Origin of the sequence: Microbispora amethystogenes, assembly GCF_016863015.1 — a bacterium.
Lineage (GTDB): Bacteria > Actinomycetota > Actinomycetes > Streptosporangiales > Streptosporangiaceae > Microbispora > Microbispora amethystogenes.
Genome location: NZ_BOOB01000018.1, coordinates 55,767 through 77,437, shown reverse-complemented (window position 1 = coordinate 77,437; position 21,671 = coordinate 55,767). Strand labels below are relative to the sequence as shown.

At 72.7% G+C, this 21,671-nt stretch carries 22 protein-coding genes; 10 read left to right on the top strand and 12 right to left on the bottom strand.

All coding sequences use genetic code 11. From position 1 onward, the window contains the following. Positions 1 to 21: 21 nt before the first annotated feature. Positions 22 to 228: a DUF397 domain-containing protein gene (locus tag Mam01_RS13870; RefSeq protein WP_117409129.1), complete on the bottom strand. Its 207-nt coding sequence runs from the start codon at positions 226 to 228 to the stop codon at positions 22 to 24. A 60-nt stretch (positions 229 to 288) separates the two neighbouring features. After that, entirely contained in the window at positions 289 to 1,146 is an 858-nt protein-coding gene (locus tag Mam01_RS13865; protein ID WP_204285747.1) for a helix-turn-helix domain-containing protein, read from the bottom strand. A 594-nt stretch (positions 1,147 to 1,740) separates the two neighbouring features. Between Mam01_RS13865 and Mam01_RS13860 the strand changes: the two genes are divergently transcribed. The 3 genes from Mam01_RS13860 (at position 1,741) to Mam01_RS13850 (ending at position 3,688) form a co-directional block, all read left to right on the top strand. After that, the gene (locus Mam01_RS13860; protein ID WP_165900842.1) at positions 1,741 to 1,902 is read left to right on the top strand and encodes a hypothetical protein; all 162 of its coding nucleotides are present in this window, start codon (positions 1,741 to 1,743) and stop codon (positions 1,900 to 1,902) included. A 156-nt stretch (positions 1,903 to 2,058) separates the two neighbouring features. After that, on the top strand, positions 2,059 to 2,661 hold the full coding sequence (locus tag Mam01_RS13855; RefSeq protein WP_150935743.1) for an HD domain-containing protein: 603 nt from the start codon (positions 2,059 to 2,061) through the stop codon (positions 2,659 to 2,661). 115 nt (positions 2,662 to 2,776) lie between these two features. Then, positions 2,777 to 3,688: a Rieske (2Fe-2S) protein gene (locus Mam01_RS13850; protein ID WP_204285746.1), complete on the top strand. Its 912-nt coding sequence runs from the start codon at positions 2,777 to 2,779 to the stop codon at positions 3,686 to 3,688. Positions 3,689 to 3,721: 33 nt separating this feature from the next. Here the strand turns inward: Mam01_RS13850 and Mam01_RS13845 are convergent, their stop codons facing one another. The 3 genes from Mam01_RS13845 to Mam01_RS13835 all read right to left on the bottom strand — a co-directional run bounded on the left by Mam01_RS13845 (position 3,722) and on the right by Mam01_RS13835 (position 5,607). Continuing rightward, positions 3,722 to 3,967, bottom strand: a complete 246-nt coding sequence (locus Mam01_RS13845; protein WP_222867861.1) for a DUF8836 family protein — start codon at positions 3,965 to 3,967, stop codon at positions 3,722 to 3,724. A 6-nt stretch (positions 3,968 to 3,973) separates the two neighbouring features. After that, the gene (locus Mam01_RS13840) at positions 3,974 to 4,723 is read right to left on the bottom strand and encodes a sulfite exporter TauE/SafE family protein (RefSeq protein ID WP_204285887.1); all 750 of its coding nucleotides are present in this window, start codon (positions 4,721 to 4,723) and stop codon (positions 3,974 to 3,976) included. Between the two features lie 95 nt (positions 4,724 to 4,818). Beyond that, on the bottom strand, positions 4,819 to 5,607 hold the full coding sequence (locus Mam01_RS13835; protein ID WP_150935740.1) for an ABC transporter ATP-binding protein: 789 nt from the start codon (positions 5,605 to 5,607) through the stop codon (positions 4,819 to 4,821). Between the two features lie 66 nt (positions 5,608 to 5,673). Here Mam01_RS13835 and Mam01_RS13830 point away from each other — a divergent pair, with 66 nt between their 5' ends. Continuing rightward, the gene (locus Mam01_RS13830; protein WP_225311758.1) at positions 5,674 to 6,405 is read left to right on the top strand and encodes an Rv1486c family protein; all 732 of its coding nucleotides are present in this window, start codon (positions 5,674 to 5,676) and stop codon (positions 6,403 to 6,405) included. 22 nt (positions 6,406 to 6,427) lie between these two features. Here Mam01_RS13830 and Mam01_RS13825 read toward each other — a convergent pair whose 3' ends face one another. Both Mam01_RS13825 and Mam01_RS13820 read right to left on the bottom strand, forming a co-directional pair. Further along, the gene (locus tag Mam01_RS13825) at positions 6,428 to 7,051 is read right to left on the bottom strand and encodes a response regulator (RefSeq protein ID WP_150935735.1); all 624 of its coding nucleotides are present in this window, start codon (positions 7,049 to 7,051) and stop codon (positions 6,428 to 6,430) included. Beyond that, positions 7,048 to 8,382: a GAF domain-containing sensor histidine kinase gene (locus Mam01_RS13820; RefSeq protein ID WP_239101291.1), complete on the bottom strand. Its 1,335-nt coding sequence runs from the start codon at positions 8,380 to 8,382 to the stop codon at positions 7,048 to 7,050. Before Mam01_RS13820 ends, Mam01_RS13825 begins: the two co-directional genes overlap by 4 nt. A gap of 124 nt (positions 8,383 to 8,506) precedes the next feature. Between Mam01_RS13820 and Mam01_RS13815 the strand changes: the two genes are divergently transcribed. The 5 genes from Mam01_RS13815 to Mam01_RS13795 all read left to right on the top strand — a co-directional run bounded on the left by Mam01_RS13815 (position 8,507) and on the right by Mam01_RS13795 (position 12,710). Continuing rightward, positions 8,507 to 9,169 carry an SDR family NAD(P)-dependent oxidoreductase gene (locus Mam01_RS13815; RefSeq protein WP_204285745.1) on the top strand — a complete coding sequence of 221 codons (663 nt, stop codon included), beginning with the start codon at positions 8,507 to 8,509 and terminating at the stop codon, positions 9,167 to 9,169. Next, positions 9,166 to 10,266, top strand: coding sequence for an S-adenosylmethionine:tRNA ribosyltransferase-isomerase (locus tag Mam01_RS13810; RefSeq protein ID WP_204285744.1), 1,101 nt, complete (start codon positions 9,166 to 9,168; stop codon positions 10,264 to 10,266). The genes Mam01_RS13815 and Mam01_RS13810 overlap by 4 nt, the downstream gene beginning before the upstream one ends. A gap of 41 nt (positions 10,267 to 10,307) precedes the next feature. Next, the gene (locus Mam01_RS13805) at positions 10,308 to 10,922 is read left to right on the top strand and encodes a hypothetical protein (RefSeq protein ID WP_204285743.1); all 615 of its coding nucleotides are present in this window, start codon (positions 10,308 to 10,310) and stop codon (positions 10,920 to 10,922) included. 121 nt (positions 10,923 to 11,043) lie between these two features. Continuing rightward, a complete protein-coding gene (locus Mam01_RS13800) occupies positions 11,044 to 11,604 on the top strand; it encodes a DUF11 domain-containing protein (RefSeq protein ID WP_204285742.1) in 561 nt (186 codons plus the stop codon). Between the two features lie 176 nt (positions 11,605 to 11,780). After that, on the top strand, positions 11,781 to 12,710 hold the full coding sequence (locus Mam01_RS13795; protein ID WP_204285741.1) for a hypothetical protein: 930 nt from the start codon (positions 11,781 to 11,783) through the stop codon (positions 12,708 to 12,710). A gap of 49 nt (positions 12,711 to 12,759) precedes the next feature. On the opposite strand, the gene Mam01_RS13790 is transcribed toward Mam01_RS13795, so the two are convergent. After that, positions 12,760 to 13,755 carry a lysophospholipid acyltransferase family protein gene (locus Mam01_RS13790; RefSeq protein WP_204285740.1) on the bottom strand — a complete coding sequence of 332 codons (996 nt, stop codon included), beginning with the start codon at positions 13,753 to 13,755 and terminating at the stop codon, positions 12,760 to 12,762. After that, positions 13,752 to 14,435 (bottom strand): GNAT family N-acetyltransferase, encoded by a 684-nt coding sequence (locus Mam01_RS13785; protein ID WP_239101290.1) that lies wholly within the window; start codon positions 14,433 to 14,435, stop codon positions 13,752 to 13,754. The genes Mam01_RS13790 and Mam01_RS13785 overlap by 4 nt, the downstream gene beginning before the upstream one ends. A 295-nt stretch (positions 14,436 to 14,730) precedes the next feature. On the opposite strand from Mam01_RS13785, the gene serB reads away from it, so the two are divergent. Further along, a complete protein-coding gene (gene serB / locus Mam01_RS13780; protein ID WP_204285738.1) occupies positions 14,731 to 15,954 on the top strand; it encodes a phosphoserine phosphatase SerB in 1,224 nt (407 codons plus the stop codon). 6 nt (positions 15,955 to 15,960) lie between these two features. On the opposite strand, the gene Mam01_RS13775 is transcribed toward serB, so the two are convergent. The 3 genes from Mam01_RS13775 to Mam01_RS13765 all read right to left on the bottom strand — a co-directional run bounded on the left by Mam01_RS13775 (position 15,961) and on the right by Mam01_RS13765 (position 21,493). Next, a complete protein-coding gene (locus Mam01_RS13775) occupies positions 15,961 to 18,252 on the bottom strand; it encodes an FUSC family protein (RefSeq protein WP_204285737.1) in 2,292 nt (763 codons plus the stop codon). A 223-nt stretch (positions 18,253 to 18,475) separates the two neighbouring features. Then, positions 18,476 to 18,937 carry a SixA phosphatase family protein gene (locus tag Mam01_RS13770; RefSeq protein ID WP_239101289.1) on the bottom strand — a complete coding sequence of 154 codons (462 nt, stop codon included), beginning with the start codon at positions 18,935 to 18,937 and terminating at the stop codon, positions 18,476 to 18,478. Positions 18,938 to 19,159: 222 nt separating this feature from the next. Further along, the gene (locus Mam01_RS13765) at positions 19,160 to 21,493 is read right to left on the bottom strand and encodes a sodium-translocating pyrophosphatase (RefSeq protein ID WP_204285736.1); all 2,334 of its coding nucleotides are present in this window, start codon (positions 21,491 to 21,493) and stop codon (positions 19,160 to 19,162) included. Positions 21,494 to 21,671 lie beyond the last annotated feature (178 nt).

The window sequence follows — 21,671 nt, the reverse complement described above, 5'->3', positions numbered from 1 at the left end:
GAAACCGGCCGGAGAAACCGGTCAGAGGTCGAACTCGCCGTCCTTGACGCCGCCGACGAACGCGTCCCATTCGGCGGGCGTGAAAACGAGCGCCGGACCATCCTGGTTCTTGCTGTCGCGTACGCCGACGTGGCCCCCCGGCAGGACGGCCACCTCCACGCAGGCGCAGTTGTTAGAGCTCCGGCTGCTCTTCCACCAGGCGGCGCCGGACAGGTCAATCGAGTTCATGGAAGGTGTTCTCTCCCCCCGGAGTTTCTCCGCGCGGATTTCCGGGGCGGTCTTGAGGCTCTATCGCCAATGACGGACAGTTCTTTCCAGGAGCCTGCGGGAGTCGTCCACGTCAAGAGCCTTCGTCTCCAGGTAGTCGAATGCCACCTCGTACCGGTAGACGATCGTCTCGTCCTCGACCAGGCGTCCGCCCAGGAGTGCCTCCAGGTACACGACGTCATGGAACTCGGGCAGTTTGAGGTGGCTGAACGCTCCGGTGTTGATCGGGTGGGCCGTGTCGAGCGGAAGGATCCGCAACTCGACGTTCGGCAGCTCAGACACCTCGATCAACCGCCCGAGCTGCTCCCGCATCACCTCGTCGCCGCCGAACCGGCGCAGCAGGACCGACTCCTCGACCACGGCCGAGATGGCCAGCGGATTGTCCACCCGCAGAACCGCCTGCTGGCGGGCCATCCGGACCTCGATCCGGCTGCGGACGCCGCCCGGCGCCTCAAGGGTGCTCCGCTGCCCGCTCTCCATCATGGCGCGGACGTACGCCTCGGTCTGAAACAGACCCGGCACCACCTGGGGTTCCCAGTCGCGTGCCGTCGTGGCTTCGGCCTCCAGGCCAAGGAACGTCGTGTATTCCTTGGGCAGGGAGTCGCGATAGTCCTCCCACCAGCCCTTCCGGGTCGCGTCCCGGTGCAGGGCGAGCAGCTCTTGGCGTTGGCGCGAATCTACCATGTAGATCACCAGAAGCGCCTCAACGTCGCTCTCGCGAGGTGCGGTGCGCGCCGTCTCGATTCTGCTGATCTTCGCGGCCGACCAGCCGAGCCGGGTCGCGACCTGGTCACCGGTCATGTCGGCGCGCTCGCGCAACCGGCGCAGTTCCTGCCCCAGCCGCCGCCGCCGGACGGTGGGACTGCCGTGCTCGGGCATCCCGGCCGACCTCCTTCGTCCGGTGGAGCGGGCGCGCGGATGTAGGGCGCCCTGTCCGAAGATACCTCGCCCGCCGATGCAAGTTGCAGTGAAAATTGCACTGCATCCGCAGAAGATTGTTGCGGATTTCTTTTCGCCAAGTATTGCAGCGGAATGTGAACTGGGTCACGATCGATACAGGAAAGGTCTCCCGGACGGTGGGGACGCCGGCGGTCGCCGGCGGAATGTTCCGGAGCCCGATTTCCTACCCGGGGCACGCGCCCGGCCGGTTTCCGAGGCATGGGCGCCGCCCGCCTCGGGTGCGCGTGACAACGGGAGGCATCCGGGCCAGCGGGATTCCGACACCCGGCCGGTGGGGCCGGCGCTCGCGCCGCGCGAGCAGTGACTACTACAGGGACCACTTACAGGGACCACTCCAGGGCCGTTCCGGGCGCGGAGCGGGCTCTCCGTTCGTTGAACGCAAGAAGACGCACACAGGACGAAGAACACAGCACGACGTACTCAGCACGACGAGATCTCCGCTTGGCACCCATCCGGAAGGAGACTCCCATGAATCCCCCCGGTGCCGCCTGGTTCTCATTGATAAGAAGCCGGATGACGACGGCCGACCTGGCTCTGTGCGCCGAGCAGGACAGGTGGGCCCGCGAGCTCAGGTGGACCGTCAGCCGCACCGGCTTCGGCGCCCGGCAGTATCGCGATCCCCGCTTCGACCTCGTCCAGGAACTGGAGGAGGTCGGCCGCCTCTTCCGCGCGTGACGCGGTGACGACATCGTCGCAGCGCGGCGCGATGACACCGTCACGCCGGTGGCTCCATGTCACCCGTGACATGCGGTCACCGCCGCCGCACGCTCCGGCGCGGCACACGCTCGCGGATCAGGCGGAAGACGACGACGACCGGTTAGGCTTGCGCGGGTGACGACCGCGCTCATCCACGAACGGCTGCAGTCCCAGCTCGCCTTCCACACCGAGATCGACAAGCTGAAGCGCGTCATCCGCCGGAACTCTCTCATCGACGGGTCGCGCCGGGAGAACGACGCCGAGCATTCCTGGCATCTGGGCGTGATGGCGATGACCCTGGCCGAGCACGCGCCGCCCGGCACCGACATGGCGAGGGTGGTCGCCATGCTGCTCGTCCACGACATCGTGGAGATCGACGCCGGCGACACCTTCATCTACGACTCCGTCGCGGTGGAGGGACAGGCCGCCCTCGAACGCGCGGCGGCCGACCGGATCTTCGGACTGCTGCCGGAGGACCAGGGAGCGGGCCTGCGGGGCCTGTGGGACGAGTTCGAGGAGCGGCGCACGCCGGAGGCGAGGTTCGCCCGGGCGCTCGACCGGCTCGCGCCGATCATCGCGAACCACCACAACGAGGGCGGCACCTGGTCGCTCTACAAGGTGACCGCCCGCCAGGTGATGGAGAAGGTGCGGCTCATCGAGGAGGGCTCGCCCACGCTCGGCGAGTACGCCGCCGGGCTCGTCTCCGCCTCGGTCGCCCGGGGCCACCTCGCTCCCTGACCCACTCGCCGCGGACTCGGGTGCGCGCGCCTAAAACCCGCGTATACCGTCTCATTCCTGTCCATGTTCACACCTGTGACGCGCGGGTACGTGATCCGGTGTTAGGGGGCGAGACATGGAAGAGACGACGAGGTCGCGGCGTACGGGCCGGATGGCGCGGAGAGTCCCCGCCGCCGAGGTCTTCGACGGGCTTGAGCGGGCCACCGTGCTCGACCGGCCGATCGCTGTCATCTCCAAACAGGTGCGCCGCAAGCTCGGCCCGGGCAAGACCCGGGACTTCCTGCACGGCGTGCCCATCGGACATCCGCTGCACCCGGCGCTCGCGATGGTCAGCTTCGGCTGCTGGCTGTCGGCCGGGGTGGTCGACATGACGAAGACCGGGTCGCGGGCGGCCCGCACGCTGATCCTCGCGGGGCTGGGCAGCGCCGTCCCCACGGTGGCGGCCGGCCTCACCGACTGGTCCACGCTCCACCGCGAGCAGCAGCGGGTGGGCCTGGTGCACGCGATGACCAACGCGGCCGCGGCCGTCTGCTACACCGGCTCCCTGCTGTTACGGATGCGGGGACGTGAGCGGGCCGGCCGGGCCCTGGCGTACGCCGGGCTCGCGGCGGCCTCCGCGGGCGGCTATCTCGGCGGGCACATGTCCTACCGGCAGGCGGCCGGGGCCAACCACGCGGAGTCGGTCGGCCATCTCGTGCCGCTCGGCTGGCACGACCTGTGCGCCCTGAAGGAGTTGCCCAACGGGCGGCCGGTACGCCGGCGGCTGGGCTACATCGACCTGTTCGTCATCCGTCTCGGCGACGACGTGAGCGTGCTCGCGGACAACTGCTCCCACCTCGGCGGCCCCCTTCACCAGGGGCGGGTCGCGATGGAGAACGGCGAGCCCTGCATCGTCTGCCCCTGGCACGGCAGCGCCTTCCGCATCTCCGACGGCAGGGTCACGCACGGCCCCGCGACGTCGCGCCAGCCGGCCTTCCAGACCCGGTTGCGGCAGGACGGCGTGGTGCAGGTCCGTCCCGCCGAGTGACCGCGCCCGGTCACTCGACCGCGGCGACCGGCATCACTCGGTGTCGGGGCCGCGGTCGTCGGCGGGATGCTCGACCAGCGCGAGCACCCGGTTGGACATGAACCTCGCGGTGCGGACGGGCGTGCCCGACCGCGTCACCTCGGTGACCTCCACGACTCCCCGGCCCGTGGTGACCTCGATCCGGCGTCCCGCCCTGGTCGCGATCATCTCGTACGTGCGCGGGGTGCCTCCGGCATCGATCACGATCTCCACCCGGTCGCCCTTCACGAGGGCATACATACCCTTTCAGAACACCAGCTTCACTATCGCCACGATTCCGACGACAACAATGAAGCCCCGGAGCAAGGGTGCGGGCAGTCTGCGGCCGAGGCGGGCGCCGAGGAAGCCGCCCGCGGCCGACCCCAGCGCCACCGTCAGCACGGCCGCCCAGTCCACCGGCGCGATGAACGCGAACAGCACCGCCGCCGTGGCGTTGACCAGCAGCGACAGCAGGTTCTTGGCCGCGTTGACCCGTTGCAGGTCCTCGTCGAGGAAGCTGCCGAGCAGGCCGATCAGGACGATCCCCTGGGCCGCGCCGAAGTAGCCGCCGTACATCCCGGCGCCGAGGACGCCCGCCCAGAGCCACGGCCCGCCGTGCGGGTGCGGCCGCCGCCGCGCGGCCAGCCACTCGTTGATCCTCGGCTGGAACACCACCATGAGGCAGGCCAGGCCGATGAGCACCGGGACGATGACCCGGAAGGCCTCCGCGGGCAGGCGCAGGAGCAGCAGCCCGCCGGCGAGCGAGCCGATCACCGAGGCGGCGCCCAGCCGGACCAGGCGTTCGCGCTGCCCCCTGAGCTCCGCGCGGTAGCCGAGCACCCCGGTCACCCCGCCGGGGACGAGGCCGACGTTGTTCGACACGTTGGCGACGATCGGCGGGAACCCGACGGCCAGCATCGTCGGGAACGTGATCAGCGACCCCGATCCCACGACCGCGTTGATGGCCCCGGCCCCCACACCGGCCGCGAAGACCGCGACCGCCTCCCACGGCGTCACTCGCACCTGCTCCCTCGTACGGCTGTCGCCTCAGGGTAGGCGCCACGCCCGCGCGGGCGGCCGGAGGGGGACCCGGCCGGCCGTACCCCGGAGGGTCAGAGGGGCCGGGCGTACCAGCGGCCGGTCTGCCCCCGGTCGAGGTGCAGCGGGACGCCGAAGGTGGCCGACAGGTTCTCCGCGGTCATCGCCGTCTCGATCGGCCCCTCGTCGACGACCGCGCCACCGCGCAGCAGCAGCACGTGGGTGAACCCGGCCGGGATCTCCTCGACGTGATGGGTGACCAGGACCATCGTCGGCGACGCCGGGTCCTGGGCCAGCGCGCCGAGGCGGCGTACCAGGTCCTCGCGGCCCGCCACGTCGAGCCCGGCGGCGGGCTCGTCGAGCAGGAGCAGCTCGGGGTCCGGCATGAGCGCGCGGGCGATCTGCACGCGCTTGCGCTCGCCTTCCGACAGCGTCGAGAAGCGCCGCCGGATCAGGTGCGCGCAGCCGAGCTGGTCGATCAGCTCGACGGCGCGGGTGACGTCGTTGGAGTCGTACTCCTCGTTCCAGCGGCCCAGGATGGCGTACGACGCGGTGAGCACGAGATCGATGACCTTCTCGTCCGGCGGGATGCGCTCCGACAGCGCCGCGCTGGCCAGCCCGATCCGGGGCCGCAGGTCGAACACGTCCGTCTGGCCGAGCCGCTCGCCGAGAATCTCCACCGACCCCTCGGTCGGGAACAGCAGCGAGGCGGCCACCTGGAGCAACGTCGTCTTGCCCGCGCCGTTGGGCCCGATGATCACCCAGCGCTCGTCCTCGCGCACGCTCCAGTCGATGCCGCGCAGCAGGGCGGCGCCGTCCCTGCGGACGGCCACGTCCTGAAGCTGAAGCACCTGACCGCCCATCGTGGTCCCCCTCCTGTGGTTCTCTGGGATAAAACTATGGCAGTCCGACCACATATCGTGGATCGGGTGCACACCGATTCACCGATCTCGGCCACGCTCGTCGCCTGGGGCAATGCCTGGCTCCTGGGACACGTGAGTCTGGAGACCGCCCTCGACCGCGTCGAGCGCGAGGCGGGGCCCCAGGTGGTGGCGGCGGAGGGGATCGAGACCCCCCTGCTGGCCTTCCTCCTGGACCGCAGGATCGAGGGGCTGAGCGCGTTCCGCCTCGCCCTGCCGGTCTCCGGCGACCCGCTCGGGCTCACCGGCCCGCCCTCCTTCAACGGCGTCGCCATCGACGCCGGTCAGGCCGTCGTGGCCGTGCTGTCCGGCAGGTGCCTCGGCCTCGTGCCGTCCGCCGACCGGCGCGGCTCGTCGTACCGCGGCGTCCGCTGGGCCACGGCCGAGGCGTCGGCGGCGCCCCCCGACGTGCCCTCGCTGGCGGAGGCGGAGCAGTCCCTGCGGACCGCCATGGTCGCCGCCACCGAGGCGCTGCTCGGCGTGGGCGGCCCGGCGCAGGGCTTCCCCGCGGCGGACGCGCTCGACCGGGCGGGCGAGGCCCTCGCCCCCGGCTATCCGGGCAGGGCGCACCGGGTCGGCGCGCTCGCCGCCCGGCTCGCCGTCGCGCTCCGCCTGGCCGACGAGCGCGGGCTCACCTCCGGGCAGGTCGCCGTGCGCGGCGCCGTCCTGCGCGACCTCGACCGGGCCGTACGGCGGGCCAGGGTCGCCGCGCACAACGCCATCGTGGAGTCCCAGGTCTGACCGACCTGACCCCCGGCGGCGCTCAGGCCAGGCCGTGCCGTACGGCGTAGAGCGCGGCCTGGGTGCGGTCCTGCACGCCGAGCTTCATGAGGACGTTGGAGACGTGGGTCTTCACCGTCTTCTCCGCCACCACCAGGGCACGGGCGATCTCCCGGTTCGACCGTCCCGCCGCGATGTGCCGCAGCACCTCGCGCTCCCGGTCGGTCAGCGTGGCCGCCTGCTCCGGTCGCGCACGCTCCGCCGGGCCCGACAGCATCGCCTCGGCCGCCTCCGGCGCGAGCAGGACCTGTCCGCTGTGCACGGCATGGATCGCCCGCACGAGCGCGGCCGGGTCCACGTCCTTGTAGAGGAAGCCCGCCGCGCCCGCCCGCATCGCCGGGGCGACGTCGCCGCGGTCGCTCACCGACGTGAGGACGATCACCCGCACGTCCCGCCCGCTCAGCTCCGCCAGCGCGCCGAGGCCGTCGAGCACCGGCATCCTCAGGTCGAGCAGCAGCACGTCGGGGGCGAGCGACTCGGTCAGCGCGACGGCCTCGGCGCCGTCGGCCGCCTCGCCGACGACGCCGATGTCCTCCTGGATCTCCAGGAACGTACGCAGTCCCTGCCGTACGACGGGGTGGTCGTCGGCGATGAGCACGCGGATCACGCGGGCACCTCCAGTCGTACGGTCGTGCCGCGGCCGGGCGTGGAGGAGACCGACAGCGTGCCGCCGACGGCCTGGGCCCGGTCGCCCATCGAGGGCAGCCCCAGGCCGCGCGCCGCCGTCCCGCTCATGTCGTCGCTGTCGAAGCCCGCGCCGTCGTCGGTCACCTCCAGCGCCAGGGTGGCCGCGGCGCGCGTGAGGCGCACGCCAATGTGGCCGGCCCCGGCGTGCCGTACGGCGTTGTGCAGCGCCTCCTGGGCGACCCGGAGCACGGCGACCTCGACCTCGGGCGGCAGGTCGCCGGGCGGCTCGCCCTCGGCCGTGAACGCGACGGTCGCCGGATGCAGGCGGTCGAGCAGGGCCACCTGCTCGCGCAGGCTCTCCACGAGGCCGTACCGGTCCAGCTCGGGCGGGCGCAGTTCCACGATCACGGCGCGCAACTCGGTCAGCGCCTCCCCCGCCATCCGCTCGACCCGCTCGATCGCCTCGGCCGCCCGCTCGGGCTCGGTGCGGGCCAGCGCGGCGGCGGCCCGCGCGGTCAGCCGCAGCGAGAACAGCTTCTGGCTGACGGCGTCGTGCAGCTCGCGGGCCATCCGCGTGCGTTCCTCGATCACCGTGAGCTCGCGCCCGCGCTCGTAGAGGCGGGCGTTGGTGAGCGCGATGGCGGCGTGCGCCGCGAACAGCGTCAGCAGGTCCTCGTCGGCCTCGTCGAACCCGCCGGGCGTGCGCTTGTTCGACAGGAAGATGATCCCGAGCACGGTGTCGCCGTCCGTGATCGGCACGCCGAGGAAGTCCGTGAGCACGGGATGGGCCTTCGGCCACCACCCGTACCGCGGATCCTGGCGGATGTCGGGCAGCCGGACCGGCCTTCCCTCACGCAGCAGCGCGCCGAGCATGCCGTGCTGGCGCGGGGTGGGGCCGATGGCCTTCCACTGCTCGTCGGAGATGCCCTCCGCCACGAACTCGGCGAACGCGCCGTCGTCGTCCGGCACGCCGAGCGCGGCGTAGCGGGCGTCCAGCAGCCGCCGCGCGGACCGCACGATGACCTGGAGGACCTCCCGGACCGAAAGGTGGCGGGTCACCGCGAGCACGGCCGAACTGACCGCGTGCAGCACGGCGTCCCGATCCCGAGCGTCCTGGTCGTGGGCGTCCTGGTCGTCGGCGTCCTCTGCGGCGGCATGGTCCAGGGCGGCTCGCTCGCGGGCGCACGTGTCCGGGCCCGGCCGGAGCGGCTCGGCGCACGTGTCCGGGCCCGGCCGGAGCGACTCGGCGCACGTGTCCGGGCCCGGCCGGAGCGGCTCGGGCGGGGGAACGGTGTCGGCGGGCTCGGGCACGCACCCAGCGTAGGTCGCCCGGCGCCCGGCGCGCGTCGGCCGGTGGGCCTAGGGCCAACTGCCGAACCCGTGCCGGGCCGTGGTCCGATGCCCTCCTGGCCTGCCGCTTCCTAGCGTGAAGCGCATGAGACAGGCACTCATCACCGGAGCGTCGCGAGGGCTGGGACTGGCCCTCGCCAAAGCGCTCGCCGCCGACGGCTGGTCGCTCCTCCTCACCGCGCGGGGCGAGGAGGACCTGATGTCCGCGGCCTTCGACCTCGGCGCCCGGGCCATCCCCGGAGACGTCGCCGATCCCGCGCACGTGGCCCGGCTCGCCGAGGCCGTCCCCGAACTGGACCTGCTCGTCAACAACGCGAGCGGGCTCGGCCCGGCCCCGCTGCCCCGGCTCGCCGACTATCCGCTGGACTCCCTGCGGGCCCTGTTCGAGACGAACGTGGTCGGGCCTCTGGCGCTGATCCAGGCCACGCTGCCCGCGCTGCGCAAGCGGCAGGGCGCGATCGTGAACATCTCCTCCGACGCCGCCGTGGAGGCGTACGAGGGCTGGGGCGGGTACGGCGCGACCAAGGCCGCCCTCGACCAGGTCTCGAACGTCCTCGCCGCCGAGGAGCCCGACGTCGCCGTGTGGTGGGTGGACCCGGGCGAGATGCGGACCCGCATGCTGGCGGACGCGGTCGGCGAGGAGGAGGCCGGGACGGCGCCGCCACCGGAGAGCGTGGCGCCGGCCCTGCTGCGCCTCGTCGCCAGACGCCCCACGCCGGGCCGCTTCACCCGCGGAGACCTGCGATGACCGGCCCCGGCGGGCCGGCGGAGGTGATCGGGGGGCCCGGCAGGCCGCGGGCGTCGGGTGACTCGCTGACGTTCGCGCTCGCGGCGCCGCTGGAGGCCCGTGAGCCCCCCGAGGCACGCGGGCTGCGCCGCGACGAGGTCAGGCTGCTGGTCTCCCGCCGCGACACCGGCGAGGTCACCCATCACGTCTTCGCCGACCTGCCGTCGCTGCTGGCCCCCGGCGACCTGCTCGTGGTGAACGACTCCGCCACCCTGCCCGCGGCCGTACGGCTCGACCGCCTGGCCGTGCACTTCTCGGGCCGGCTCGCGTCCGGCGACTGGCTGGTCGAGTTGCGCCGCCGTACGGCCACGGCGACCGAGCCCTATCTCGGCGCGGCGCCGGGGGAATGGCTGCCGCTGCCGGGAGGGGCCACGCTGCGCCTGGTCGGGCGGGAGACGGCGCGGCTGTGGCGGGCGCGCCTGGACCGCGACGTGCTCTCCTACCTCGCCGCGCACGGCGTGCCGATCCGGTACGGCTACGTGCGGCGCGACTGGCCGCTCGCGGACTACCAGACGGTCTTCGGGGTCGAGCCCGGCAGCGCGGAGATGCCGAGCGCGGGCCGTCCCTTCACCCCGGAACTCGTGACCGCGCTGGTCAGCCGGGGCATCGGCGTCGCTCCGATCACGCTGCACACCGGCGTCGCGTCTCCGGAGAAGGACGAACCGCCCTATCCGGAGTGGTTCTCGGTCTCCGCGCGTACGGCCCTGCTGGCGAACCTCACCCGCGCGCACGGGGGCCGGGTGATCGCCGTCGGCACGACGGTCGTACGCGCTCTGGAGACGGCGGCGCGGCCTCCGGTCGCCGGGCCACGCCATGGGGAGGCGGGGCCCGACGGCGGGGTGCGGGCGCTGTCGGGGTGGACCTCCCACGTGGTCACCCCGGCGGGAGGCGTCCGCGCGGTGGACGGGCTGATCACGGGCCTGCACGAGCCGCGTTCGAGCCACCTGATGATGCTGTCGGCGATCACCGGGACCGGGGTGCTGGCCGAGGCGTACGAGGAGGCGCTGCGGGAGGGCTACCTGTGGCACGAGTTCGGCGACAGCCATCTCATTCTCTGATATGTGACGAATCTGAGATTTTGTTGGTCAAGGCTGTCTACATGCGAACCCTCATCCGTAAGTCGACGACGTCGCTGGTCGCATCACTGGCCGCCGGAGCGCTGGTGGTCTCCGTCCCCACCGCCGCGTCGGCGTCCGCTCCGTCCATGGCGCCCACGGCGGCGCGGGCGGCCAGCACCACGAGCACCAGCGCGAGCACCAGCGCGAGCACCAGCTCGGCCACCACCGCGGCCGCCGCCGCCCCGGTCTCCATCAAGGTGAGCTATCCCTACCGGGTCAGGGCGGGCCGGGTGGTGTCCTTCAAGGTCACCCTCGTCAACAAGCTCAAGACCAGGACGGACGAGATTTTCCTGGCCGCGAAGTTTCCCAAGAATGTCACCAAGGCCCGAATTTACGTTCCGCAAGGTTCTCGCTACAACGAGCGGTGCACCCGGGAGCGAATCCGGGCGCTCTGCGTACTGCCCGGCCTGAAGAAGGGGAGGAGTTACACCTTCTGGGCCAAGGCCTGGGTGAGCGGATCCGCGCGGGGCAAGCTCTACGGCTATTTCGGCGGAGCCGTGACCGACACGCCACTCAACACCGACCCCAAGCAGCTGCTCAACGAGTTCGGCGGCAGCATCAGCTGGGTGAAGACGAAGAGCACAATCACCCGCTGACAATTGGATCCGCAATCTTCACAATAAAGATCTTTACGGATGATGTGGGGGGATGGTACAAAATTTCCCCCTTGTGGGGGAACCTCCCTTTCCCCCCATCGTCCTCAGGAGACACACGCTCATGCGTCACCCGATCGTGAAGATCGTCGGCCTCGCGACGGCCGCGCCGCTCGCGGGGGCCCTGTTCCTCGCCGCGGCCCCGGCGGCCTCGGCCGCCCCGGCGTCCACCGCCGCGGCGACCGCCAAGGCGGAGCCGTACTCGAGCTTCTACGTGGTCGCGAAGGGCCCGAAGAAGGCCAAGGCCGGCTCGCGGATCACCTACACCGTCGGCGCGGTCAACCGGGGCCCGCACCTCGCCGACACCTACCTCGTCGGCGGCCAGCTGCCCAAGGGCATCGAGAGCAAGGTGTACTACGGCGCTCCCAAGGGCACCCAGTGCGCGTTCTTCTCGGACGGGTTCTGGTGTGCGGTGCCCCGCGCGCTGGAGGTCGACGACGCTGTCTCGTTCTCGATCACCGTCAAGCTGAAGAAGGGCGCCCGCGGCACGGCCCTCGCCCGCGTCGGTGTGGACCAGTGGGACGTCCCCAACGGCGCCGAGGACCTCAACCGGCGTGCCTGGAAGGAACTGGGCGTCAAGCACTGGTACTTCCTGAAGACGGTCAAGACGAAGATCGTCCGCTGATCTCACCGTCCTGAGCCCGACGACGCCCGTCTGCCCCGGCAGGCGGGCGTCCGCCATTCCGAAGACCACCGCCGGACGGCGGTCAGCCGCGATCACTCCATCACGCGACGCCGTTGAACTGGAACGATTCGGCGATACTCCGGGTGCGGTCTGTCCGAGTCACATGAGGGCCGTCATTGCTGTGCACACGCTGCGGGAGCGACGCCGTTCCCGACTGGGTCGTCTGCCCTCTCTGCGGGGCGGAAGCAGACCGCGTACGCCACGCACAGCAGGTCATTGCTCTCCCAGCCCGGCATCCCGGCCGTACGGCCGACCGGATCGTCTCGGTGATCCTGCTCTCGGGCGCCGGGGTCTACACCGCAGGGGTCGCGACCGCGCCCGTCCTCCGGGACGACTGGTTCGCCTTCCTGCTCGCCTCCTCGCCGTCGTCCTTCCTGCTGCCCATAGCGGCCGGGCTGCTGTGGTTCGCCCGGACAGCGGCCGCGGGAGCCGGCATCGCCGTCGGCCACCTTGCCGTCGCTTTCTCCCCCCGCCCCCTGTCGGGGCTGCTGGAGCCCCCGGCAGACGTGTTGATCTTAGATAGTCCACTTCTCCAGCCGAGTGGGTGGATCCTGCTCGTGGTCCTGGCCGCCTGCCTCCTGACCGGGTTCCGGGCCGGCCGGTTCACCTGGCGAAAGGACGGCAGGGCCTGGGCCCTTCTCGGGGTGCTGCCACTGGTCCACCTGGCCGGCGATTGGCTGCCGGAGACAGCGACCCCGGTAGTCGGCTTCGGAGGCCGTGACTACGCCGCCTGCTGCTTCATGTTCGAGGACCCGAGCCTGGCCCCCATGGACTGGACGACCGTCGAAGTGGCCGTCGCTGCCGTGATCGTGACGACGCTGGCCGGACTCGTCGTGAACCCGCGCCTGGCCGGCGGCCTGATCCTCGGAGCGGTGTGGGTGCTCACGCCACCTGCGGTCCTGGTCAGGGAGGAGGGGACGATTCCGCTGCCGGGGTTCTGGATCGCGGTCGCCGCCGTCGCGACGATGGCCGCCCTCGCCTTGGTGCTCCTCACGTCGAAGGAGACCGGCCACCGTTCGTCGCGGGCTCTCTCCGGCACGCGCTGAGCGCGTGCCCGTGCTCCGGCGCACCAGATAGTCGGAGCGCGAGGCGGGATCAGGCGGCCAGGGCGGGTCTGCCGGATTCGGGCAGGAGTGCCGTTCTGACCTGGGCCTCGGCGATCCTGGCGAGCGCCGCTCGCGCCGCGCCCCGCCGGGACCATTCGCCCTGCCCCTCGGCGCGCGCGTCCGCCGGATGGAGGCCGAGCGGGGCCGTCCGCTCCAGGCGTACGCCGGGGAAGACGGTCACCTCCGCGACCAGATCGCGGGTCGCGACGATGCGCAGGAGCGAGGCGACCAAGGTGTCGTCGCCGACGAACGAGGGCCGGGTGGACGGCGTGGCGCACTCGCCCCTGCCTTCCACGAAGCGCAGCGCGACCGGCCGTACGGGCACTCCCGCGTCGAGCGCGGCCTGGAAGACGGCCGGGCGGAAACGCCCCATCTCCCGGCCGCACCAGGTGGTGCCCTCCGGGAACGCCGCGACGCTCTCGCCGCGGCCCAGCGCGGCGGCCATGTCCGCGACAACCCGCGGCAGGGTGGACAACGCGTCCCTGTCGACGAACAGCGCGCCGCCGCCGGTGGCCAGGGTGCGGACCACCGGCCACCTGGCCACCTCCGCCTTGGCCAGCGGACGGCAGGGGAGGGTCGCGGCCATCACCAGGGGATCGAGCCAGGAGACATGGTTGCCCACGAGCAGGGCCGGGCCGTCGTCGTCGGGTACGGCCCGCGCCCGGGCGGACCCTCCGAGGCAGGAGAACCCGCGGCGGGTCACCACCCTGATGCCGAGGGCCCGCAGGAACAGGCGCGACCAGCGGGCCACCGCCGTTCCCCGCCGGGCCGTACGGCCGATCACGAGCGCGACCGGCAGACCGGCGGCGAGGACGGCGAGCGCGCCCGCGAGCCGGGCAGCCCGCCGCAGCGGCCCGGCCGTACGCGTCTGCGCCCGCACACACGCGGCGGGCGCGCAGGACGACACGGGCAGCCAGACCGAGCGCTCAAGGGCCCCCGAAGGGGGCGACGAGGGGGCCGGCGGCAGGGGCGTGACCGCGCTCACCGGGTCTCTCCCAGGAAGTGCCGCAGGTAGCGCGGGTCGGTCTCGGCCAGCGAGAGCAGCACGAAGAAGTCCGCCGTGCCGAAATCCGGGTCGTACGCGGGCGCTCCGCAGATCCAGGCGCCGAGCCGCAGATATCCGCGCAGCAGCGGCGGCAGCACGAACCGGTCGGTCCGGGGCACCCCGGCGTCGCGCCAGGGCGTACGCGGGGTGACCCGATACTCCTCCGGCCCGAGTGACACCCGGTCGACCACCCCCGCGGCGACCACGCCGCCGTCGTCCAGCGGCACCGAGCAGCAGCCCGCCAGCCAGGTGTGGCCGTGGTCGGCGAGATAGCGGGCGATCCCCGCCCACATCAGCGCGACGACCGCCCCGCCGCGGTGCTCGGGATGCACGCAGGTGCGCCCCGCCTCGACCAGGCCGCCGCGCAGGCCCTTCAGCGCGCCGAGGTCGAACTCGGTCTCCGAGTAGAGCCGGTCCGAGCGGCCGGGCGGCAGCAGGCGGTAGGTGCCGACCACGGTGTCCCCCTCGCGGACGAGGAGATGGTCGCAGTACGCGTCGAACCGGTCCGCGTCGTGACCGTTCAGCGGCGAGTCGAGCCGGGCGCCCATCTCGACGGCGAAGACCTCGTGGCGCAGCCGCTGGGCGGCGCGGACGTCGGCGGCGCTCTCGGCGAGGCGCACGGTGTAGCGGCCGGTGTCGCGGCCCTTGCGGGGGCCATCGTGAGGGCCTTCGTGAGGGCCTTCGTGAGGGCCTTCGTGAGTGCTTGTGTGGGGGCCGGTCCGCAGAGAGCCGGGCTGGAGGGGCCCGGGGCCAAGGGAGATCGTCATAGGTCGTCACGTCCTTCCTCGGGGCAAGCGCCCACCACCATGACGACATGCGGAAATGACGCCGCTCCCTCAGGCCGGGGGCACGAAGGCGTCCGCATCGTGAACCTCGTGCGCGGCCACGACAAGCCGCACAGTAACCTCAAACAACGTGAACCAGCGCACGCTCCTGATCACGCTGACCGGTCCGGATCGCCCGGGCGTCACCTCCCGGCTTTTCGCCGTACTGGCCGGGTTCCCGGTCGTCGTGGCCGACGTGGAGCAGGTCGTCATCCGCGGCCGTCTGACCCTTGGCGTTCTCGTCGCCTACGCCGGAGGGCCACCCACCGGCACCGGAGGCACCATCGGCGGGCTGTGGACCGCCGTCGAGCAGGTGGCCGCCGATCTCGACATGGACCTGGAGATCGCCACCGGCACGACCTCCAAGGAGAAGAGACGGCGCGGACGCCTGCACGTCACCGTCCTGGGCGCGCCGCTGCTGCCCGCCGCGATGGCGGGGATCTCCGGGCGGATCGCCGCCAGCGGCGCCAACATCGACAGGATCGAACGGCTGTCGAGCTATCCCGTCACCTGCATCGAGCTCGCGGTCTCGGGGGCGGACCCGCAGGCGCTGCGGGCCGAGCTCGCCGCCGAGGCGGCCGCCCAGCAGGTGGACGTGGCCGTCCAGCGCACCGGGCTGCACCGCCGCGCCAAGCGGCTCATCGTGATGGACGTCGACTCGACGCTGATCCAGAACGAGGTCATCGAGCTGCTGGCCCGGCACGCCGGCTGCCTGGACGAGGTCGCCCGGGTGACCGACGAGGCGATGCGGGGCGAGCTCGACTTCGCCGAGTCGCTGGTCAGGCGGGTCGCGCTGCTCGAAGGCCTGTCCGAGGAGGTCTTCGAGAAGGTCGTCAAGGAGGTCGTCCTCACCCCCGGCGCGCGCACGCTGGTCCGCACGCTCAAGCGGCTCGACTACCGCTTCGCGATCGTCAGCGGCGGCTTCACCCAGATCACCGACTCTCTCGTGGCGGACCTCGGCATCGACTATTCGGCCGCCAACACGCTGGAGGTGGTGGACGGCCGGCTCACCGGCCGGGTCGTCGGCGAGATCGTCGACCGGCCGGGCAAGGCCCGCGCGCTGGAGCGGTTCGCCGCCGAGGCGGGCATCCCGCTGAGCCAGACCGTGGCGATCGGCGACGGCGCCAACGACCTCGACATGTTCGCCGTCGCCGGGCTCGGCATCGCGTTCAACGCCAAGCCGATCGTCCGACAGGCCGCCGACACCGCGGTCAACGTGCCGTACCTCGACTCGATCCTCTATCTCCTCGGCATCTCCCGCGAGGAGGTGGAGGCGGCCGACGCCGAGGACGGCATGCCGCCCACCACCACCTGACGCCCCTCACCGTACGGCCGCGAAGGCGCCGCCCGCCGCGGCGCAGAGCCGTACGGCGTCGGCGTCCAGCGAGCGCAGGGCCTGGTCGGCGGCGGCGGTCCGCAGGAGCGCGCGGCGCGATCCGGCGGCCTCCGGAGCCGACTCGAGCTCGGCGAGCCGGCGCTCGGCCTGCGCGCCGACCCACATCGCGTCGTCGGCCAGCCCGCGGCTCACGCCCTCGCCCGGCTCGTACGGCTCCCCCGCCTCCACGGCCTGGGAGGCGGCCTGGAGCTGCCCGGCCACGGCGTCCAGCACGTCGGCGACCGGCCCCGCCCCGATCGGCTCGTCCCGGAGCAGCGAGACCATCGTCAGCAGGTCGTCGCGGACCCGCTGGGCGGCGTCGATGGCCCCTCCGACGGCCTCAGGGGCGGTGCCGCCCGGTTCCCTCGCGATGTAGCCGAGCGCGCCGGTGACCATCTCGGCGTCCACCCCGGCCCTCCTGATCCGGTCCTCGGCCCGTTCGGCGGCCGTCCTCCCCCGCGCCAGCTGGGCCAGCGCGCGGGCGGCCGCCGCGTGGGAGCCGAGCATCCGGCCCACCCGGTCGGCGAGCCGCTGTGTCTCGCCGCGTGGCCACAGCAACCGCGTGCAGGCGATCGCGATGGCCCCGCCCGCGAGGGTGAGGACGACCCGTGACTCGGCGATCCGCGCCGTCTGCGGCACCTGGAAGTCGAGCAGCAGCAACACGCACATCGTCATGAACGTCGCCCAGTAGGCCTGGTGGGTCGGGGCCAGGCCGAACGCCAGCGCGGCCGACACCCCGATCAGCGCCACGAGCGCCCAGTGGCCGGGCGTGAGGTTGAGCACGGCGGCCGAGACGAGCCCGCCGACCGTGCTGCCGCCCACCCGCGCCCACACCCTCGCCCGCGTCTCGCCGTACGTCGGCTGGATGGTGACCAGCACCGCGATCACCAACCAGTGCGGGAACGCCGGCTTGAAGAGCACGATGACCACCGAGGCGAAAGCCGTGCCGAGGACGACGCGCAGGGCGTGCCGCACCCGGGGGTCGTCGAAGGCGAGCGGCGGGGGCGCGGCGAGCCCGCCGAAGCCGAGCGCGGCGGGGTCGAGCCCGCCGATGTCGAGCCCTGTGACGTCGAACCTGGGCGCGCAGAGGCGGCGGGCCTGCGCGGCGGACCCGTCCAGCGCCGCCTGGATCCGCCCCACGCTGTGGGCGACCTGACGCAGCAGGACGAGCACGACCTTCTCCCGCTCCCCGCCGGCTGTCCGCTCGCGCAACCGGTCGACCCGGGCGCCGAAGTCGACCACCGGTTCCCGCAGCGGAGGGCAGTCGGCCAGGTAGGCCCGCAGCGCGTCGGCGAGCGACGCGGTCAGGTCGCCGATCCCGGCCTCCTCCACCGCGCGGGGGGCCCGGCGTCGCAGCGTGTCACACAGGCCGCGTAGCGCGACGATCTCGTGGAACACCCGGCGGAGCGCGAGCGCGACGTCGTCCGCCGCCCGTGATCGTTCGCCGCGCAGCCGCCGGGCCCGGGCCGTGCCGACCTCGGCGAGCGCGTCCGCCGCCGCCCGGCGGCGCGCGTCCCACTCGTCCCGACTCTCGTCCCGGCCCTCGTTCCGGCCCTCGTTCCGGCCCTCGTCCTGGCCCTCGTTCCGTTCAGCGGCGGGGTCCGCGTCCGGGCGTGCGTCCGGGCGTGCGTCCGGGCGCCCGTCGGTCCCCGCGTCGCGGCCCGCGGCGTCGGCAGCGGCGTCGGCGGCGTCGGCGGCGGCGTTGGCGGCGGCGTTGGCGTTGGCTGCGGGGCCGACGGAGGGGCCAGTGGCGGGGCTGGTCACCGGACCTGTCCCCGGGCCGGGCACCGCCTCTGCCAGTGCGGCCAGTGCGGCGGCCACCTCGTTCAGCGCCGTGATGGCCGGTCGGGTACGCTGCCACGGCCAGGGCAGGGTGAGCAGGACGGCCGGCAGCAGCCCGCCGAGCAGTTGCAGGCCCGTGTGCGGCAGGGGATCGAGCGGCAGCGGGTTCGCGGCCGTCAGCAGCAGCGTGAGCGCCGGTGTGACGCCGATCGGCCGCACCAGCCCGCCGAGCCCGGCCAGGGCCGAGGCAGCGCCGATCATCATCCAGCTGCTGCCCGACACCAGGACCCCGAGCGACGTTCCCACGCCGACCGAGACCACCACCCCGAACAGGTACGGCGTCCGTACGCCAGCGGGGTTCACGATGGCCCGCGCCGCCACCAGCCACGCGCCGAGCCCGACCGTCGCGCCCCCGGCCGGATGGCCGGTGAGCAGGCCCACGAGCAACGGGACCACCAGGCAGCAGGCTCCGGACAGCCCGAAGCCGAGCGCGAGGCGCGGATCCTCCGGCCTCGGCGCCCTGGCGAAGGCGATGTCCCGGAGCGGCAGGAGCAGGTCCCTACCCGCGATCCGCGACCGTTATCACCTCGGGGCGGGCCGGAGCCGCTCCGCTTCAGGGCCGGGGCCGCTCCGCTTCAGGGCCGGGGCCGCTCCGCTTCAGGGCCGGGGCCGCTCCGCTTCAGGGGCGGCCGACGCGGATCAGCCGTCCCGTCTCCGGCCCGGCCTCCTCCCACGGCACGCCGAGCTCGATCACCGCGTACGCGCAGGTCGGGAAGCCGTCGAGCCGGGCGCCGGTCAGCGCCATGACCAGTTCGTGGACGCCCGGGTTGTGGCCGACGAGCACGAGAGACGCGATCTCGGCGTCCGTACGGCGCAGCACGTCGAGCAGGTCGTCGGGGAAGGCCTCGTAGATGTCCCGCTCGATCTCGGCCGGGACGCCGGGCGCGAGCAGTTCGGCCGTCCTGCGGGTGCGGACCGAGGGCGAGCACAGCACGAGGGCGGGGGCGAGCCGCCGGATCTCCTCGCCGGCCGCCCGGGCGTCCCGCTCGCCCCTGGGGGTGAGGGGACGTTCGCTGTCGGCGAGACCGGGCGCGTGGCCCGCCTGGGCGTGCCGGACCACGACCAGCGTGCGGACACTCACGGCATCACCCAGGGCATCGCTCGCGGCTTCGCTCACCGCGTCGCTCACGGCATCGCCCAGACGGCGAGGCCCACGATCAGGGCGAGCATCGCCACCATGGTCAGCAGGATCAGCGCCAGCGTCCTGCCCCCGTTCGGCTTGTCCATAACGGCCCAGTGTACGGACGAAGGTCCCCCGCTTGACCAAGCAGGGGACCTTCGGACGAGCGCGGCGTACGGGCCGTCAGTGCGCGACGGGCTCGCTCGCGCGGGCGGCCGCGTCGGCCTCGCCGGACGGGGCGATGGTCGTCGCCCGGCGCTTGGAGACGACCACGGCGCCCACGACGACCGCCACCGCGGCGACCGTCGCGACGACACGCACGGTCACGTTGTCGGCGTACGTGACGACGGCCGGGGCGATCAGCAGCGCGACCAGGTTCATCACCTTGATCAGCGGGTTGATGGCCGGGCCGGCGGTGTCCTTGAAGGGGTCGCCGACGGTGTCGCCGATGACGGTGGCGGCGTGCGCCTCGGAGCCCTTGCCGCCGTGGTGGCCGTCCTCGACCAGCTTCTTGGCGTTGTCCCAGGCGCCGCCGGAGTTGGCCAGGAACACCGCCATGAGCGTGCCGGACGCGATGGCGCCGGCGAGGTAGGCGCCGAGCGGCGCGTACCCGAGCGCGAAGCCGACCGCGATCGGGGTCAGCACGGCCAGCAGGCCGGGCGTCGCGAGCTCACGCAGCGAGTCACGGGTGCAGATGTCCACCACCCGGCCGTAGTCCGGCAGCTCGGTGCCGTCCATGATCCCCGGCTTGGTGCGGAACTGCTCGCGCACCTCGTAGACGACCCGGCCGGCGGCGCGGCCGACGGCGCTGATCGCGAGACCGGAGAACAGGAACACCACGGCCGCGCCGACGATGAGACCGACCAGCACGTTCGGGGCGTCCACCGAGAGGCTGAAGTCCGCGAACGAGCCCAGGGCGTTCTTCACCCCCGCCGACGCCTTGGCCAGTTCGCCCTCGACCGCCGTACGGAACGACCCGAACAACGCGGTCGCCGCGAGCACGGCGGTCGCGATCGCGATGCCCTTGGTGATGGCCTTGGTGGTGTTGCCGACCGCGTCCAGGGAGGTGAGCACGCGGGCGCCCTCGCCCTCGACGTCGCCCGACATCTCGGCGATGCCCTGCGCGTTGTCGGAGACCGGGCCGAAGGTGTCCATGGACACGATCACGCCGACCGTGGTCAGCAGGCCGGTGCCGGCGAGGGCCACGGCGAACAGCGCCACGGTCACGTTGCCGAAGCCGAGCAGGAAGGCGCCGTAGACCGCGCCGCCGATCAGCAGCGCCGAGTAGACCGCCGACTCCAGGCCGACCGAGATGCCGGACAGGATGACCGTGGCCGGGCCGGTGAGCGAGCTCTCGCCGATCTCCCGGACCGGGCGGCGGTTGGTCTCGGTGAAGTAGCCCGTGAGGATCTGGATGGCGCTGGCCAGGACCAGGCCGACGAGCACCGCGCCGATGGCGATCAGCCGCGGGTCGGCGGTGAGCGCGGCGACGTCCGGCGACGCGCCGGACAGGCCGGCGAAGCTCGACGGCAGGTACGCGAACGCCGCCGCGGCCACCAGCACGGCCGAGATCGCGGCCGAGATGAAGAAGCCGCGGTTGATGGCGGACATCCCGGAGCGGTCGCTGGCGCGGGGGGCGGTGGTGAAGATGCCGATGACCGCGGTGATCACACCGATCATGGGGACGATCAGCGGGAAGACCAGGCCCTCGGTGCCGAAGGCGGCCCTGCCCAGGATCAGGCTGGCGACCAGGGTGACGGCGTACGACTCGAACAGGTCGGCCGCCATGCCGGCGCAGTCGCCGACGTTGTCGCCGACGTTGTCGGCAATGGTGGCCGCGTTGCGCGGGTCGTCCTCGGGGATGCCCTGCTCGACCTTTCCGACCAGGTCGGCGCCGACGTCGGCCGCCTTGGTGAAGATGCCGCCGCCGACCCGCATGAACATCGCGAGCAGCGCGGCGCCGAAGCCGAAGCCCTCCAGGACGTTCGGGGCGTCGCCCTTGTAGACGAGCACGACGATCGCGGCGCCCAGCAGGCCCAGGCCGACCGTGAACATGCCCGCGACGCCGCCGGTGCGGAAGGCGATCCGCATCGCGACCCGCTCGCCCGACTCCCGGGCGGCGGACGCGACGCGGACGTTCCCGCGTACGGCGAGCCACATGCCGATGAATCCCGTCAGGGCGGAGAACACCGCGCCGACGACGAAGAACACCGATCGGCCGATCCGCTCACCGGTCGAGCCGGCCGGAAGCAGCAGAAGCAGGAACGGAATGATGACGACGAATATCGCGAGCGTCCGGAACTGCCGCGTGAGATAGGCCGCGGCGCCTTCCTGCACCGCCCGCGCGATGTTCTGCATCCGCTCGGTGCCCTGCCCGGCGGCGAGCACCTCGCGTACCAGTCCGCCCGCGACGGCCAGAGCGAGCAGCGCCACGACGGCGACGACGATCACAAGGGTGAGATGGGAACCGTTCAAAGCTACCGCTGCGCTTTCGCCAGCGGCGTGATAGGCAGACATCCGTCCTCCTCGGCCAGACGGGGTTTCGGTCCTCCTGCCCGGACGACGCTACGGACGAACCCTCTGGCCGTGCGGCGCACTATCCGGGCGGTTGGCAAGTGCCGCTTCCGGTTGCATCCGCAATACCTTGGCCGGTGCCGGGAGTCTACGCAGCGACGCCGCGGATATGAAGGCCCTC

What these genes read in the sequence shown, in the direction of transcription:
- Mam01_RS13765 (WP_204285736.1), bottom strand. Translation starts at nt 21,493, where the DNA reads ATGTCTGCCTATCACGCCGCTGGCGAAAGCGCAGCGGTAGCTTTGAAC.
- Mam01_RS13805 (WP_204285743.1), top strand. Translation starts at nt 10,308, where the DNA reads ATGCGAACCCTCATCCGTAAGTCGACGACGTCGCTGGTCGCATCACTG.
- Mam01_RS13800 (WP_204285742.1), top strand. Translation starts at nt 11,044, where the DNA reads ATGCGTCACCCGATCGTGAAGATCGTCGGCCTCGCGACGGCCGCGCCG.
- Mam01_RS13870 (WP_117409129.1), bottom strand. Translation starts at nt 228, where the DNA reads ATGAACTCGATTGACCTGTCCGGCGCCGCCTGGTGGAAGAGCAGCCGG.
- Mam01_RS13810 (WP_204285744.1), top strand. Translation starts at nt 9,166, where the DNA reads ATGACCGGCCCCGGCGGGCCGGCGGAGGTGATCGGGGGGCCCGGCAGG.
- Mam01_RS13815 (WP_204285745.1), top strand. Translation starts at nt 8,507, where the DNA reads ATGAGACAGGCACTCATCACCGGAGCGTCGCGAGGGCTGGGACTGGCC.
- Mam01_RS13835 (WP_150935740.1), bottom strand. Translation starts at nt 5,607, where the DNA reads ATGGGCGGTCAGGTGCTTCAGCTTCAGGACGTGGCCGTCCGCAGGGAC.
- Mam01_RS13845 (WP_222867861.1), bottom strand. Translation starts at nt 3,967, where the DNA reads ATGTATGCCCTCGTGAAGGGCGACCGGGTGGAGATCGTGATCGATGCC.
- Mam01_RS13860 (WP_165900842.1), top strand. Translation starts at nt 1,741, where the DNA reads ATGACGACGGCCGACCTGGCTCTGTGCGCCGAGCAGGACAGGTGGGCC.
- Mam01_RS13850 (WP_204285746.1), top strand. Translation starts at nt 2,777, where the DNA reads ATGGAAGAGACGACGAGGTCGCGGCGTACGGGCCGGATGGCGCGGAGA.
- Mam01_RS13865 (WP_204285747.1), bottom strand. Translation starts at nt 1,146, where the DNA reads ATGCCCGAGCACGGCAGTCCCACCGTCCGGCGGCGGCGGCTGGGGCAG.